The following is a 13,898-nucleotide window of genomic DNA, read 5'->3' as shown; positions in this document are numbered from 1 at the left end:
TCTAGATCGGACCTCGAACCAAAATCAGCATCTTGTTCCGCATGGTCGCGAACTTGAGCCGATAATCGAAGCTACTACGCGGCGGTCTTGCGCAGTTCCTCGTCGATCCTGGCCGGGTCGAGCATCCGCTCCAGCAGCTCCCAGGCCACACCGCGCGCACCGGCGAGCGCGCCGGCTCGGCTCACGCCGATCTCGAGAGCATCCGTCGACATGGGCAGGCAGAGGGTGAAGAGCGCCTGTCGCACGCCGGCGACGAACGCGTCGGCCGTGGCCAGTCGCCCCCCGAGCGCGAGAGCCTGCGGGTTGAAGAAGTTGATGATCGTGGCGAGCACCTCGCCCGTGCGCGCGCCGGCCTCGCGCAGCGCGGAGGTGGCTTTGGGGTGAGCGTCCTGCGCGAGCGCGAGCACGTCGTCGAGGGTCTCCACCGCGACGCCGGACTCGCGCAGCGCATCCACGATCGCCGCACCGCTGGCGACCACGTCGAGGCAGCCGACCCGACCGCACGAGCAGATGATGGGCGGGGCGTTGTGCAGCGCGACGTGGCTGATGTCGCCGGCGACCCCACGGTACCCGCGGTAGACGGCACCGTCGAGGATGATGCCGCAGCCGATGCCGCTGCCCGCCTTCACGAAGACCAGCTGCTCCTGCTCGCCACCGCGCTCGATGAACTCGCCGACGGCCATGGCGTTCGCGTCGTTGTCGATGAGGAACGGGAGCCCGGTGACCGAGCCGAGCACCTCGCCCACGTCGACGCCGTTCCAACCGGGCATGCGCATGGGCGCCAGCAGGCGCGAGGTGCGCGAGTCGACGGGGCCGGGCAGGCTCATGGCGATGCCCTCGACCGTGAGGCCGCCGTTGTCCTTCGCGAGCGTGCGCGCGCACTCCCACACCTGGTTCACGACGCTCTCGACGCCGTCGAGGAGCGACACCTGCGCGACGGTCGAGGCGACGACCTCGGCACGCCGGTCGAACAGCGCCACCGTGGCGTGCTGCTCGCCGAGCTCGACTCCGGCGACCACACTCCCGCCTGCTTTCACCGTGAGCACGCGGGGGCGACGGCCGCCGCGCGACTCGCCCTCGCCGTTCTCCTCGATGTAGCCGTGGGCGATCAACTCTTCGACGCGCAGCGCGACGGTCGAGGGGGAGAGTCCGGTCAGGCGGGCGAGGTCGGCGCGGGACTGGGCCGCCCCGGTGCGCACCAGCCGGAAGATCTCACCCTCGGAATGTACGGTCTGGGTAGCCGGCGCCACGGTGTCCTCGAATCATCTTGTTTCGGTAGTCAAACAAAGATAGCCCCAGGACTGGAGGAGTGTCACCCCCTGCGCGTCACGCTCCGACTCCCGGTTCGACTCCCGGTTCGACTCCCGCCCTCCGCCGAGTGCATGGGATGCGGCCCCGTGCACGGGATCTTCACGCGAACGCGCCGTGCACTCGGCACCAAGCCGTGCACTCGGCAGCACGCCGTGCACTCGACTCGGCGAAGGGGTGCGGGCGGTGCAGACGGCACAGGGCGCAGACTGGACGCATGACCGAACCCGACCCGTACCTGCTCGGCCCCGGACTCCTGCCGACGCCCTTCACCGCCGCCGAGATCCGCGATGCCACCGGATCGGGGAAGCTGATCCGGCTGCTCCTGGAGGGGCCCGACGGCCCGCTGGGCGAACACGTCAACCGCTTCCGCGACACCGACGACGAGGGCGCGACCCTCGACCGCTGGGCCGCCGCAGACCCGAAGGCCGTCGTCTCGAACCGCGTGACCTGGGCCGAGCTGCAGGGACATGCCGCCTTCGACGCGGGGACGACGAGCGTGTCGACCGTCACACTGTCGACGCCCCTCGGGCAGCTCACCTGCCGCCGGTACGACACCGACGACGGCGTCTTCTGGTTCTCGATCGATCACCCCGGGATGCCGGTGCAGTACGAGTCCGACGGCATGCGGACGACGGTGCTGAGTATCGAGTCGGACTGAATCCGGCACGAAAGGAGGGCGGGCCCGTGCGTACGGACCCGCCCTCCTGATCTCCCTCAGTGTCCGGCGGCGCCGACCACCACGAACTCGTTCGGCACGACGTCGAGGGTCGCCTCGGCCGACACCTCACCGGTGTGCAGGTCGACCGCGAGGATGCGGTCCTTCGCCGGCTCGGTCACGTAGGCGATGTCGCCGACCACGTGCAGGCCCGGGTGCGGCTGCTGCCACTCGGTCGGGCTCTCCCACGGATCGATCACATCCCAGGCGTCGACGAGCTCGCCTGACTCGTCGAGCAGCGACAGGCTGCCGTCGGCCCCGAGCACCACGACGTTGTCGTGTCCGTCGCGTCCCACCCCGCGCCAGGTGTACTCCACACCTTCCGGGAGGTCGACGATCGACATCGTCTGCGTCGCGGTGTCGATGCGCGCGAGCTGCGACAGCAGGTAGCCCTCCTGATCGGGGTCGGTCTTGTAGTCGCCGAAGGCGATCGCGCTGGTGTCGCTCACGTACGCGTTGCCGGTGCGACCGAACTCGTCGGGGGCGTCGATCTTGGTGAAGACGCCGCCGTCGAAGAGCAGCACGCCGTCGTCGCAGCCGAACATCACGACCTCGCCCTTGAGCGCGCCCTCGCCGTGCACGCTCGGGCACTGCTCGTTGCGGGTGAGCTCGGTGCCGTCGGCCGCGAGGTGACGGACTCCGCTGCGCGCCTCGGCCGTGCCGATCGTCGAGAGGATGCTGCCGTCGGCGAGCTCGAGCGCCACACCGTGGTGGGCGGCCTCCGAGGTGATCGTGTCCACCTCGGGAAGGGTGCCGGTGCCGACGGCATCCGTGTCGAAGATCCGCACCTCGCCGGTGCCGTCGTCGAACAGGGCCGTGCGTCCGGCGTGCGGGACTGCGTGGCCCGCGGCTTCGGCGTCGAACACCTCGCCGGTGAGCTCGACGGTGCCGGATGCCAGGCCGGAGTCGAGCACGTGGAAGCCGTCTTCGGCGGTGACGAAGACGTGCCCGTCGTGGTCGCCGGCGCCGTTGACGCGCAGGAAGCCGCCGAGCTCGACCTGCCCGATGGTGTCGAGGGTCTCGCCGTCGAGCACGAGCACACCGCCGTCGTAGGTCACGGCGATGCGGGTGTCGCCTTCGTGGTGGGCTTCCGGTGCGGCGCCTGCGGTGTTCTCGGCGGCGGGCCCGGGGGTCGCACATCCGGCGAGCGCCACGGCGGCGATCACGCCGAGGGCGCCGATCGCGAGGCGGCTGCGGGGTCGGGACATGGATCGTCTCTCTTTCTTCTGGGTGGGTGCGCGGAATGCGCGGCGACGACCGGAGTCGTCGAGGGCTCAGCCGACCTGCTGCACGAACCAGGGGTCGAGGTCGGTGAAGGTCCGAGTGACGGTGCCGTCGCCGTGGTCGATCTCGTGCACGACGCCGGTCGCCGGATCGATCACGTAGGCGTGCCGGGCGTCGACGAGCAGCTGCACGCGGTCGCGCAGGGCGGGGTCGGCGACGGATGCCGCCAGCAGCGGTTCCGTGCGGGCCAACACCGCGCCGTCCGCGGCGAGCACCCGCACGCGACCGTCGGCATCGATCACGACCGTGCGACTGTCGTCGTCACCGAGCGCGGCGGCCTGCAACAGCGGCACATCGGAGGGCAGCAGCATCCACTGCCGCTGTCGCACGTCCAGCAGCCACGCCCCCTGCTCGCCCGCGACTCCGGCGAGGTCGGGGCGGTCGGCGCGGCCGGAGAGGCTGCTCGTCGGGGTGGCGTTCACGGGGTACGGGATGGTCTCGGCGGCGATGGTGCCGCCGACCTCGCGGGTGAAGAGCACGGCCCCCTCGGCGCAGGAGAAGACGGCGCCGACGCGGGTGAGGTCGGCGTCAGAGGGGTCGGTGCACGGGACTGCCACACCCGGGACGCGGTCGCCGGCGGGGTCGAGCAGCTCGATCGTGGCCCCCGCGGTCGGTACGAGCAGGTGTCCGGCGAGTGGGGCGACGGGGCCGGTGGCATCGACGGTCACACGCGGGGCGGCATCGAGCCCCTCGCCGAGTGCGTCGTGGGCGAGCAGGACCAGTTCCCCGCCCGCGAAGGCGACGGTCGCCCGCTGTTCACCGGCGACCACCGTGACGTCTCCCTCGCCCTCGAGGGTTCCGAGTGTCTGCGGGGCGCCACGGAAGGAGTGCGTGTGATCGCCGTGCGGCACGGTCCAGCGCGCGGAGTCGAACACCTCGACCGCGGTACCACCCTCCGCGTCGTGCGCGCGGTAGACGAGACGGCCGTCCCCGAAGAGACCGGCGATGCCGCTGCGGCCTGGCGCGAGGGTCGAGCGCTCTTCGGTGGCGAGGTCGAGGAGCGTGAGCTTGCCCCGCCCGTCGGCGATCACGAGCGCGCGGGCCGGGGAGGCGACCTCGGCCGCGCCACCCGCGTCGATGCCGTGCGCGTCGGAAGCGGTCGCGGCCGGTGCGGCGGGCGTGGGCGCGGCGGCCGGGGCACAGGCGGTGAACGCGAGCGACAGCGTGAGCGTGGCGGCGACGGATGCGGTTCGGCGGGGAGGTGGGTTCATGACGCTCTCACCCTATTGAGAACGATTCTCGTTATCAAGCCGGGTGGCATCTCAGCCCGCCGCCGCGAGGCCGAGGCGCACGGAATGGAGGAGAAAACACGGAACGAAGGAGCTGTGAGGCGGATGGCGCCTTCGAAGCGCGCGATCTCCTTCATTTCGCGTCATGCCCACGGACAGTCAGCCCGAACGTCAGCGCCCCGGCGTAGGGTCGCAACATGAGCAGCACAGCATCCGGAGAAAGTCATGGAGTGGTCCCCTCCTATCTGCTCGCGCGCCTGGCCGAGTCGGGGCGTTTCCCCAAGGCCGCAGCCGCCGCGCGGCAGACGCTCACGTCGGGTCGTCCGCCCTTCCGCGCGCGCATCGACCTGTCGATCGACGAGAACGGCGACCTCGTCGCCCAGCTTTCGGATGCTCCCAACCGCACGATCAGCGATGCCGGCAACACGCAGCAGCTACCCGGAGCCGTGGTGCGCGGCGAAGACGACGGCCCGGTGGAAGACACCGCGGTCAACGAGGCGTTCGACGGGCTCGGCGCCACGTTCGAGATGCTGCTGGCCGCGTTCCAGCGCAACTCCCTCGACGACGCCGGAGCCCCGCTGGACGCGACCGTGCACTACGGCGTCGACTACGACAACGCGTTCTGGGACGGCGAGCGCATGGTGTTCGGCGACGGCGACGGCGAGGTGTTCCAGGGGTTCACGGGATCGCTCACCGTCATCGGCCACGAGCTCGCGCACGGCGTCGTGCAGCACACCGCGAACCTCGAATACCAGGGGCAGCCCGGGGCGCTGAACGAGTCCATCGCCGACGTGTTCGGCGCGCTGACCGAGCAGTACGCCCTCGGCCAGACCGCCGACCAGGCGACCTGGCTCATCGGCGCCGAGATCTTCACCGACGCCGTCGAGGGTGCGGCGCTGCGCTCGATGATCGCGCCCGGCACCGCCTACGACGACGACGAGCTCGGCAAAGACCCGCAGCCCGACCACATGAGCGGCTTCGTGCGCACGACCGAAGACAACGGCGGGGTGCACATCAACTCCGGCATCCCCAACCGCGCCTTCGCCCTGTTCGCGACCGACCTCGGCGGCAACGCCTGGGAGCGGGCGGGCACCGTCTGGTATCGGGCTCTCACCGGGGGCCTGTCGAGCACGGCGACCTTCACGGAGTTCGCCGACGCCACGGTCGCCGCCGCCACCGCGCTCGACGATGCCACGGCCGAAGCGGCTCGACGCGCCTGGAGTGCCGTGGGAGTCTATGAAGATGAGCGAGTCCCCTCCACCGACTGACACGCACGTCGTGATCGCGGTGGTGCGCACCGGCGGTATCGCGGGCATCCGTCGTCAGTGGCGGGTGGAAGCCGAGCCCGACGACGCCGGGGAGTGGATCGACCTCATCGACGGCTGCCCGTGGGACGAGGAGGTGGATGCCGGCACCGGCGCCGACCGGTACGTCTGGAGCATCCGGGCCCGCACACCCTCCGAGCGCCGGGAACGCGACGTGCCCGACTCCGCTCTCGACGGCCCCTGGCGCACCCTCGTCGAAGCGGTGCGCACGGCCGCCAGGCGCTGAACCCGCATCCGCTCCGGCTCCCGATCAATCCGGTGTGAATCCGGCCCCGTCGCCGCCGGGCAGGTTCACAATGGAGACCATGGGACTGTTCCAGCAGAAGCCGGAAGAACAAGAGAACCAGTGGGTGCTGCCCTCTGAGCCGCTCGAGCGCACGGAGGCGGACGTGCTCGACACGGCGCCCGTCGTCGACCCGCTCTCGATCGGACTCGGCGCGGAGACCAGCGGCGACCTGAGCTCGGTCCTGTTCCCGGTCGCACCTCCCGCCCCCGAGGCCGTCGCGGCCGAGAACGGCGAGCCCGAGGCTGAAGAGGACTGACCTGCACCACGTCGCAGTTGCGCCACCGCGACGCAGGGCAACCATCGATTCACTGCGACCCCGGTGCGAATCGACGACGGGCCGCGCGGCTACGGTTGAGGGATGACGATCACCGCCGCCGCAGACGGCTCCGCCCTGGGCAACCCCGGCCCCAACGGCTGGGCCTGGTACATCGACGACGCGAACTGGGCTGCCGGCGGTTCCCCGCACGGCACCAACAACCAGGGCGAGCTGCGCGCGGTCCTCGAACTGCTGCTCGCGACCGCCGGCACCGACGAGAAGCTGCTGATCGAGTGCGACAGCCGCTACGTGATCGACTCCGTGACCAAGTGGATGCCGGGCTGGAAGCGCAAGGGCTGGCGCAAGTCCGACGGCGGACCCGTGCTCAACCGCGACCTGCTCGAGGGCATCGACGAGGCGATCCGTGGCCGTGACGTCGAGTTCTCGTGGGTCAAGGGGCACGCCGGACACCCGCTCAACGAAGCGGCCGACGAACGCGCGAACGCCGCCGCCAAGGCGTACCAGGCGAAGCAGGAACCGCGACGAGGACCGGGCTTTACGAGGGGAACGGATGCCGGCGCTGCCGTATCCGGATCCGCGTCCGTCGCCGCATCCGCACCGTCCGCATCGGCCGCATCGGCCGGTTCCGCGGCTGCCGGGACGAGTTCCGCGGGCGCGAGTGCGGTCACGACCGAGGACCGCGCCCGCTCGACCGCGGCAGCGGCAGCATCCGCCCCCTCTCCCGCCGCGGCCGCCTCGCTCGCGGAGCCGCTCTGGGCCGAAGCATCCGATCTGCTCGACGGCCTGGACTCCCCCGACGACGACCCGATCGAGCTGCGGATCCCCCTCTCCTCCGACGAGCACGCCCGCCTGCGCGACCGCGCCGAAGCACAGGGCGTCTCGCTCGAAGAAGCCCTCCGCCGCCTGATCTGAGCGTGGCTGCCGAGGCGTAAACTCGCCCCATGTCGACTCCTGCCCGCACCATCGGCCGCATCTTCCTCGGCGCCTCCCTCGTCTTCGCGGGCGTCTCCCACCTCACGGTGGCTCGTGAGGAGTTCCAGGCCCAGGTTCCCGAGTCGCTACCGCTCGACCCCGATACGACCGTGCTCGCCTCGGGCGTGGCCGAGGTCGCGCTCGGCTCTGCCCTGCTGCTGGCGCGACGCCGTCGGCGCACGGTCGGCACGATCGCCGCACTGTTCTTCGTCGCCGTGTTCCCCGGCAACGTGGCGCAGTGGATGCACCACCGTGACGGCTTCGGCCTCGACACGGACATGAAGCGTTTCGTCCGGCTGTTCTTCCAGCCCGTGCTCGTCGCACTGGCGCTGTGGTCGACCCGCGAACCCCGACGCTGACACGCCGACACAGGATCATCAGCACGGATCCACACCCGTCGGGACGGGCGCCCTCTGCGGCGCGACGGAACCTCGGAGGTCCGATCCGTAGACTCGGCGGATGAGGAAAAGGCGGGTGACGCAGCGGTGAAGGCGCGTACCGCCTTCGGCCTGCTCCGCCTCGGCGCTGCCGCCGTCTGCCTCGTGGCGCTCATCCACCGGCTGAGCTGGGGGCTCGCGTCGCACACGATCGCGAGCCAGAACTTCTTCGCTTACTTGACCAACCAGTCCAACATCGCGTTCGTCGTGCTGCTCACGATCGCGGGGGTGATCGCTCTGCGCGCGGCGCGGGATCCGCGGTGGCTCACGGTGGCACTGGCACTCGTGCTGACCTGGACGATCACCGCCGGACTGGTGTTCGCGATCCTCGTCTGGCAGGCCGGCATCCGCGGTATCCGCATCGATGTGCCGTGGTCGGATCAGGTGTTGCACTTCTGGCTGCCGGCGCTGACGGTGGCGGCATGGGCCCTGGCGCCCGGCCACCGATCGGTGCCGTGGCGGGTGGTCCCGGTGTCCCTCGCCTACCCGGTGCTCTGGGGGGTCGCGACGATGATCCGTGGGCCGATGATCGGCTGGTACCCCTACTACTTCCTCGACCCGCGGCAGGTGAGCGGGCCGATCGAGTTCCTCGCGTCGGCGGCGATCGCGCTCGGCAGTTTCGCCGTGGTCTCGACCGTGCTCGTGCTCATCAGCCGCATGCCGCTGCCGAGACGACTGCGGACGGATGCCGACGACGAGGCCGATGCTCCGGACCGGCCGCCCGCGGTCGAGGGCGAGCAGGTGCCGGAGGAATCCGCGCGGGAGACGGCGACCGCGCGGAGCTAGACGCGTCGGACTTCGTGGTGCCGGACGGAACGGCGTCGGTGGAAGCGGCTCCGACGGGGAGCGCGGTCAGACCCAGAGCGTGAGCGAGGCGAGGGCCGCTTCGAGGGCCGCCTTCTCGTCGAGCGCGGCGAAGTCCGCGGCAGCGGTGCCGCCGACGAGGCCCACGAGCACATTCTCTCCGGTCGTCGGCTGCAGGTTGATCCAGGTCGGGATCAGCACATCGGCTCCCACGGCGTGCCAGATCGACTCCTCGTTCTGCCAGAACGGCTCGTCCCACCGCAGCCAGACGGTCTCGATCGCACCCGTGCCGAGAGCGGCGATCGCACCCCGCTGCGAGAACGGGAGCGCAGGCTCGAACTCGATGCTGCGCTTCTGGAGCACACCGAGCGGCACCGTCACGACGACCCGGTCGAACGACAGGGCCTCACCGGTGCCGAGGCGCACGCTGACGCCGGAGTCGTCGTACGCGATGCGCGCGACCGGGGAACTCAGTCCGACCTGCACGCCGTCGAGTGCGTGCTCCACGAACGGAGTGAGATCGTCGCGGGCTGCCTTCGGCTCGCCGGTCGGCAGAGGCGGGGCGAGCCAGCTGGAGAGCTCGTCGGCATCGGCTCCGGTGCGGGTGGCGAGAATCGCGAGCAGTGCGGCGGTCGCGGGGTCGGCGGGATCCACGCCTGCCGCGGTGAGGGCGTCGGCGACCGAGGAGTCTTCGGGAGCCGCCTGCGCCGTGGTCATAGCCGCGGTGAACGGTTGCGGGTCGACCGGGTCTGTATCGCCATCCGGTGTGCGCCAGAGCTCGCCGGTCAGCTCCTCGATGCCGACATCGCCGCTCGTCAGCTGGTCGAGGACCTCGGAGTCGTCATCGCCGAAGAGCCAGGCGCCGAGCTGCACCGGAACCGGCCAGGAGTCGTCGACCTGCGAGTGGACGCGTCCGCCCACGCGGTCGCGCGCCTCGAACACGGTCACCTGCACGCCGCGTTCGGCGAGCAGTGCCGCAGCGGTGGCGCCCGCGAGCCCGGCGCCGACGACGGCGACCCGCTCGCCGGAGCTGCCCGGGATCATGAGTTCCTCCGCGGCGCGCGCACCAGAGGCGATGGCACCGCGCACCGTGCCGGGAGCATCCTCATCGGTCGCCTCGCCCGCGAAGAACACGCGGTCGTCGATGGGCAGACCCAGCGCGGTGCGGGTGCCGGCGACGACCCCGACCGGGGTGAAGCTGACGGCGCCGAGGGCGAACGGGTCGGTGGTCCAGGTGCTGCGGACGCTGCCGGCCGGCGCGGGAACTCCGGGCGGAGGCTCGGGCTCACGGGTGCGCGTGGGCGTCGGCGTGGGCGCGGGTTCGGGGGTGCAGGAGGCGAGAAGCACCGAAGCGACGCCGGCTCCGGCGCCGAGGAGCAGAGTGCGGCGCGTGATCCTCATCGTGTCGCCACTTTATCCCGAGCCGGGCGGTTCTGCCTCGGCGCGAGGGGTGGTGCGGCCGTTAGCCCGGGCATAACTCCTCAGAAACAGGCGCCGAATGCCGAGAACCGGCCGGATCCGCGGGGATCCGGCCGGTTCTTGAGGAGTTGTGAACGTGACGCCGCGGTCAGACGGCGAGCAGCTCCCGCTCCAGGCGAGCGAACGACGACTCCATGCCGTCGGCCATGCCGGTGGCGAGGATCATGTCGCGCGTCTCCTTGTCGGGGTATTCGATGAGCACCGTGACGAGGGTCGCGCCGTCCTCCTCATACAGGTTGAGGTCGTTGAGGGTCTCGGTCGGCAGGCCCTGCATCCGCTCGGTGGTGACCGCGCGGCGCGGGGCGTCGATCAGGAGCGCCTCCCCCTCGAAGCCGAACGGCTCCCCCTCGGTGTCGCCGACCGGCGCCCACGAGTTCCGGTACGACTGGCCGACCTCGGTGGCGGCGACGCACTCCGTCATCTCCCAGCCGTCGGGGCCGAGCATCCACTTGCGGATGAGCTCGGGCTCGAAGTGCGCACGCCAGACCAGCTCACGCGGCCCTTCGACCAGACGGGTGATGCGCACGTGGGTGTCGTCGAGCAGCTCGACCCGCGTTCCCTTGCCCTGCGCGTAGTCGCGGAGGTCCTGCAGCACGGCGTCCAGCTGTGCCATCGCCATCTTGATGCCCTCGACCTGGCCCATCTCGACGACCTGCTCGAGTGCATCGACCGAGTCGAAGTGGCTGGTCGTGACCATGCGGGTGCCCTCGGCGGTGGGCTCGAACGAGAACGACATCCGCTGCGCGGGGAAGCCCTCGAGCGGCTTGCCGGACTCGTCGACGAAGGAGTCGATGACTTCGAAGGAGTTCGGTGCCTCGATCGAGAGGAACTCCCACGACCCGGACGACTTCTCGCCGCGCGGGCCGTTCATCGAGTAGACCGCGCGTCCGCCGACGGTGTGGTCCCAGGCGGTGAAGGTGGCCGGCCATCCGGGAGGGCCCCAGAAGCGCTCGAGCTGGCGCGGATCGCTGTAGGCGCTCCAGACGCGCTCGATGGGGGCGGCGAAGTCGGCGACCACGGTCATCGTGAGGTTGTCGGCATCGGTGGTGACGTCGGTGACAGGCATTTCAGTCTCCTTGCTCGTTCTTGCGGGTGTCGGTGTTGTCGGATGAGCCGGACCGAGGCGTCTCGGCCAGCAGGTCGTCGAGTCGGGCGATGCGCGACCGCCACAGCTCTTCGTATCGGGCGAGGAGCGCCCTGGCGCGGGCGATCATCTCGGGGTTCGCGCGGACGAGCCGCTCGCGTCCCTCGGCGCGCTTGACGATGAGGTTCGCGGCCTCGAGCACGGCGACGTGCTTCTGCACCGCGGCGAACGACATCTCGTATTCGGAGGCGAGGGTCGAGACCGACTGCTCCCGCTCGATCGTCCGGCGCAGGATGTCGCGCCGGGTCGACGTCGCCAGTGCGTGGAAGACACGGTCGACCTCCGCTTCGCTCAGTTCTCTTTGTGCAACCATTTGGTTGTACGTTATGCCTGCGCGGAGGGGATGTCAAGGGGTCGGTTCTTCTTGTCCTCTTCTTGTCGAGATGGTGTGCGAGGACACATGTCCGCCGCGAGTGGCGCAGGCGAAGGTCAGTCAGTCTGGGCGCGCCGGGCACCGAAGGCGAACACCGCAGCGACGAGCGGCGAGGCGAGCAACTGGTAGGCGAGCCAGAACGTGCCCGCACCGAGGACATCGTTGAACGCCAGAAGCGCCGCGATGAAGGTGACGATGACCCATCCACTGTCGTAGGCGACGAGGTAGCGGGTGTGCGAACCGGCGCCGCTCCGGAGCGCGAAGGTGATCTCGGCGATACCGCTGGTGGCCACGAGCGCCGCCGTAGCGACGAGCAGCCAGGGCGGCGCATCCAGGAAATCGGTCATCACCTGGAGCAACACGACGTATATCGACGCGACGAGCAGCTTGAAGACGCCGTCCGCGAGGAAACCGACCCGGAGCCAGCTGACGCGGCGCGGTCGGGTGTTGCGGCTCACGTCGCTACCCGCGCTGTCATGCGCTGCGGGCTCCGACCTCGCCTGAGTCCGTACGACCGGCCGATCGCTGATGGATCGGTGGCGGCAGCCACCAGAGCACTGGCCAGATCGGCGCGGCACACGCTCGTGGACCCGTTCGCCTCAGGGACGAGCTGATAGTCGGTCGCCTCCGTGTCGATCAGATAACCGGGCCGCACGATCGTCCAGTCGACGGAAGGTCCGCCGCCGCGGACGATCTGCTCCATCGCCTCGAGGTCGTCGTAGATGCGAGGTGCACTGCGGCGGACGAGCGGGCGCACCACGTGGCGGAACCACCATGGCTCGCCCGCACCCGAAGTGAGCACCGGCACCGCCGAGGTGACGACCAGGCGTCGCACGCCGTGGCGCCGCATGGCGTCGACCAGGTTCGCCGTGCCTGCCGCGCACACGGGCGCGGGATCCTGATTCGAACGCTTGCCCAGCGTCGAGATCACGGCGTCGGCGTCGGCCGGCAACGTCAGCTCCGCATCGGTCACCACCTCAGCCCGCTGCACGACGACGCCCGGCGGCCGGTCGTAGGGGCCGGAGTCGCGCACGATCGCGGTCACTCGATGACCGGCGGCAAGGGCCTGCTCGACGACGAATCGTCCGGTTCTGCCGGACGCGCCTGCAACCACGACGTGCATGTACACATCCCTCGCCTCGAACGACTTGAACACTGAGCATGACCTCAGCTAGTACAACTGTACTAGCACGGTAGAGTGACGTCAACGACAGGAACGACGGAAGGAAGGATGCTGTGTCAGCGACGCGACTGCTGATCCTTGGCGCGATCATCGAACGCGGAAGCGCGCACGGCTACCAGGTACGCAAAGACCTGGAATCCTGGCAGGTCGACCTCTGGGGCAACATCGGCCAGGGATCCGTGTATCACGCGCTACGTCGCCTGGCGGACGATGGGCTGATCGACAGAACCGACTCCGGCCACGGCACCGTTGGCCCCGCGCGCGTGGAGTACACGGTGACGAGCGCGGGGCGCACGGAGTTCGTCACCCTGCTCGAACGCGCACTCTCCTCGGACGGCCGCGACATCGCCGAGACGATGGCAGGAATCGGATTCATCACCACCCTCACTCGCGACCGAGCCGTCGAACTGCTCCGGCTCCGCATCGAGACATTCCGGGCGCGGCGCGCGCGGGTGGTCCGCGAATACGAGAACCACCCGGACGAAGACTGGGGCCACCACGTCGAGGCGATCCAGTTCTGGGCGCACTCGGCGGACAGCGCCATCGCCTGGACGGAGGGCCTCATCGCCCGACTCGAGTCCGGTGCCTACGTGATGGCGAACGACGAAGCACCGAGCGACCCGGTCACTTAGCCGCCCGCGCGCCCCTCTCAGCCTCCCGTTTCGACGCGATCTATTGCACAGATCCGGACGAACGTCCGCCTGATCATGGTTGCGAACATCGCCGCGTTCGCCGTCAGCCCGGGAATGACTCTGCGGCGCATCAGAGGTGCGGCTTGGCGCACTCTTACTTGCCGTCGAAAGCGCGAAGCAGCCGAGACGCCCGCCGGATCATCTCCGGATCTGCGCGCACGAGCCGCTCCCGCCCGCGCGCGCACTTGACGATGAGTCCCGCACGCTCGAGCACCGCGACGTGCTTCTGCACGGCCGCGAAACCCATGTCATAGTGACGCGCGAGCTCGGTCACGGACTGCCCCTCGACGAGCGTGCGGGCGAGGATGTCGCGCCGAGTGGCGTCTCCCAGGGCTCGGAAGACCCGGTCCGCCTCGCTGCGACCGAGTTCGTCGGGAATCACGAATG

17 protein-coding genes are annotated in these 13,898 nt (G+C 70.2%); 8 read left to right on the top strand and 9 right to left on the bottom strand.

Annotation, left to right across the window (positions count from 1 at the left end):
• Positions 1-74: 74 nt before the first annotated feature.
• Positions 75-1,250, bottom strand: coding sequence for an ROK family transcriptional regulator (locus tag ACCO44_RS01870; protein WP_372468070.1), 1,176 nt, complete (start codon positions 1,248-1,250; stop codon positions 75-77).
• Positions 1,251-1,525: 275 nt separating this feature from the next.
• Between ACCO44_RS01870 and ACCO44_RS01865 the strand changes: the two genes are divergently transcribed.
• On the top strand, positions 1,526-1,969 hold the full coding sequence (locus ACCO44_RS01865; protein WP_105710655.1) for a hypothetical protein: 444 nt from the start codon (positions 1,526-1,528) through the stop codon (positions 1,967-1,969).
• A gap of 56 nt (positions 1,970-2,025) precedes the next feature.
• Here ACCO44_RS01865 and ACCO44_RS01860 read toward each other — a convergent pair whose 3' ends face one another.
• Positions 2,026-3,234, bottom strand: coding sequence for a hypothetical protein (locus ACCO44_RS01860; protein WP_372468068.1), 1,209 nt, complete (start codon positions 3,232-3,234; stop codon positions 2,026-2,028).
• 66 nt (positions 3,235-3,300) lie between these two features.
• On the bottom strand, positions 3,301-4,521 hold the full coding sequence (locus tag ACCO44_RS01855; protein WP_372468067.1) for an ABC transporter: 1,221 nt from the start codon (positions 4,519-4,521) through the stop codon (positions 3,301-3,303).
• A gap of 215 nt (positions 4,522-4,736) precedes the next feature.
• Here ACCO44_RS01855 and ACCO44_RS01850 point away from each other — a divergent pair, with 215 nt between their 5' ends.
• From ACCO44_RS01850 to ACCO44_RS01825, 6 genes are all read left to right on the top strand, one after another.
• Positions 4,737-5,807: a M4 family metallopeptidase gene (locus ACCO44_RS01850; RefSeq protein ID WP_167633831.1), complete on the top strand. Its 1,071-nt coding sequence runs from the start codon at positions 4,737-4,739 to the stop codon at positions 5,805-5,807.
• Entirely contained in the window at positions 5,782-6,090 is a 309-nt protein-coding gene (locus ACCO44_RS01845; protein ID WP_372468066.1) for a protealysin inhibitor emfourin, read from the top strand. The genes ACCO44_RS01850 and ACCO44_RS01845 overlap by 26 nt, the downstream gene beginning before the upstream one ends.
• Before the next feature lie 79 nt (positions 6,091-6,169).
• The gene (locus ACCO44_RS01840; protein WP_029264106.1) at positions 6,170-6,406 is read left to right on the top strand and encodes a hypothetical protein; all 237 of its coding nucleotides are present in this window, start codon (positions 6,170-6,172) and stop codon (positions 6,404-6,406) included.
• A gap of 102 nt (positions 6,407-6,508) precedes the next feature.
• Positions 6,509-7,339 (top strand): ribonuclease H, encoded by an 831-nt coding sequence (locus ACCO44_RS01835; RefSeq protein ID WP_372468064.1) that lies wholly within the window; start codon positions 6,509-6,511, stop codon positions 7,337-7,339.
• Between the two features lie 29 nt (positions 7,340-7,368).
• On the top strand, positions 7,369-7,758 hold the full coding sequence (locus ACCO44_RS01830; protein WP_046746984.1) for a DoxX family membrane protein: 390 nt from the start codon (positions 7,369-7,371) through the stop codon (positions 7,756-7,758).
• A gap of 126 nt (positions 7,759-7,884) precedes the next feature.
• Positions 7,885-8,622 carry a Pr6Pr family membrane protein gene (locus ACCO44_RS01825; RefSeq protein WP_372468062.1) on the top strand — a complete coding sequence of 246 codons (738 nt, stop codon included), beginning with the start codon at positions 7,885-7,887 and terminating at the stop codon, positions 8,620-8,622.
• A 66-nt stretch (positions 8,623-8,688) separates the two neighbouring features.
• Here ACCO44_RS01825 and ACCO44_RS01820 read toward each other — a convergent pair whose 3' ends face one another.
• The 5 genes from ACCO44_RS01820 to ACCO44_RS01800 all read right to left on the bottom strand — a co-directional run bounded on the left by ACCO44_RS01820 (position 8,689) and on the right by ACCO44_RS01800 (position 12,759).
• A complete protein-coding gene (locus tag ACCO44_RS01820) occupies positions 8,689-10,041 on the bottom strand; it encodes an FAD-dependent oxidoreductase (protein WP_372468060.1) in 1,353 nt (450 codons plus the stop codon).
• Between the two features lie 166 nt (positions 10,042-10,207).
• Positions 10,208-11,185, bottom strand: a complete 978-nt coding sequence (locus ACCO44_RS01815) for an SRPBCC domain-containing protein (protein WP_372468058.1) — start codon at positions 11,183-11,185, stop codon at positions 10,208-10,210.
• 1 nt (position 11,186) lies between these two features.
• Positions 11,187-11,576 carry an ArsR/SmtB family transcription factor gene (locus tag ACCO44_RS01810; RefSeq protein WP_372468056.1) on the bottom strand — a complete coding sequence of 130 codons (390 nt, stop codon included), beginning with the start codon at positions 11,574-11,576 and terminating at the stop codon, positions 11,187-11,189.
• Between the two features lie 116 nt (positions 11,577-11,692).
• Positions 11,693-12,094: a hypothetical protein gene (locus tag ACCO44_RS01805; protein ID WP_372468054.1), complete on the bottom strand. Its 402-nt coding sequence runs from the start codon at positions 12,092-12,094 to the stop codon at positions 11,693-11,695.
• Positions 12,091-12,759 carry an NAD(P)-dependent oxidoreductase gene (locus ACCO44_RS01800; protein ID WP_136025665.1) on the bottom strand — a complete coding sequence of 223 codons (669 nt, stop codon included), beginning with the start codon at positions 12,757-12,759 and terminating at the stop codon, positions 12,091-12,093. The genes ACCO44_RS01805 and ACCO44_RS01800 overlap by 4 nt, the downstream gene beginning before the upstream one ends.
• A gap of 113 nt (positions 12,760-12,872) precedes the next feature.
• On the opposite strand from ACCO44_RS01800, the gene ACCO44_RS01795 reads away from it, so the two are divergent.
• Complete coding sequence (locus ACCO44_RS01795; RefSeq protein WP_372468051.1) at positions 12,873-13,451, top strand: PadR family transcriptional regulator; 579 nt, start codon at positions 12,873-12,875, stop codon at positions 13,449-13,451.
• 154 nt (positions 13,452-13,605) lie between these two features.
• Here ACCO44_RS01795 and ACCO44_RS01790 read toward each other — a convergent pair whose 3' ends face one another.
• Positions 13,606-13,893: an ArsR/SmtB family transcription factor gene (locus ACCO44_RS01790; protein WP_372468049.1), complete on the bottom strand. Its 288-nt coding sequence runs from the start codon at positions 13,891-13,893 to the stop codon at positions 13,606-13,608.
• Positions 13,894-13,898 lie beyond the last annotated feature (5 nt).

This window comes from Microbacterium maritypicum (assembly GCF_041529975.1).
GTDB lineage: Bacteria > Actinomycetota > Actinomycetes > Actinomycetales > Microbacteriaceae > Microbacterium.
The sequence above is the reverse complement of the archived record's forward strand: the minus strand, read 5'-3'. Positions and strand labels throughout refer to the sequence as shown.

Coding starts and splice junctions, on each gene's coding strand:
- ACCO44_RS01865 (WP_105710655.1), top strand. CDS start 1,526: ATGACCGAACCCGACCCGTACCTGCTCGGCCCCGGACTCCTGCCGACG.
- ACCO44_RS01860 (WP_372468068.1), bottom strand. CDS start 3,234: ATGTCCCGACCCCGCAGCCGCCTCGCGATCGGCGCCCTCGGCGTGATC.
- ACCO44_RS01855 (WP_372468067.1), bottom strand. CDS start 4,521: ATGAACCCACCTCCCCGCCGAACCGCATCCGTCGCCGCCACGCTCACG.
- ACCO44_RS01850 (WP_167633831.1), top strand. CDS start 4,737: ATGAGCAGCACAGCATCCGGAGAAAGTCATGGAGTGGTCCCCTCCTAT.
- ACCO44_RS01845 (WP_372468066.1), top strand. CDS start 5,782: ATGAGCGAGTCCCCTCCACCGACTGACACGCACGTCGTGATCGCGGTG.
- ACCO44_RS01840 (WP_029264106.1), top strand. CDS start 6,170: ATGGGACTGTTCCAGCAGAAGCCGGAAGAACAAGAGAACCAGTGGGTG.
- ACCO44_RS01835 (WP_372468064.1), top strand. CDS start 6,509: ATGACGATCACCGCCGCCGCAGACGGCTCCGCCCTGGGCAACCCCGGC.
- ACCO44_RS01830 (WP_046746984.1), top strand. CDS start 7,369: ATGTCGACTCCTGCCCGCACCATCGGCCGCATCTTCCTCGGCGCCTCC.
- ACCO44_RS01820 (WP_372468060.1), bottom strand. CDS start 10,041: ATGAGGATCACGCGCCGCACTCTGCTCCTCGGCGCCGGAGCCGGCGTC.
- ACCO44_RS01815 (WP_372468058.1), bottom strand. CDS start 11,185: ATGCCTGTCACCGACGTCACCACCGATGCCGACAACCTCACGATGACC.
- ACCO44_RS01810 (WP_372468056.1), bottom strand. CDS start 11,576: ATGGTTGCACAAAGAGAACTGAGCGAAGCGGAGGTCGACCGTGTCTTC.
- ACCO44_RS01800 (WP_136025665.1), bottom strand. CDS start 12,759: ATGCACGTCGTGGTTGCAGGCGCGTCCGGCAGAACCGGACGATTCGTC.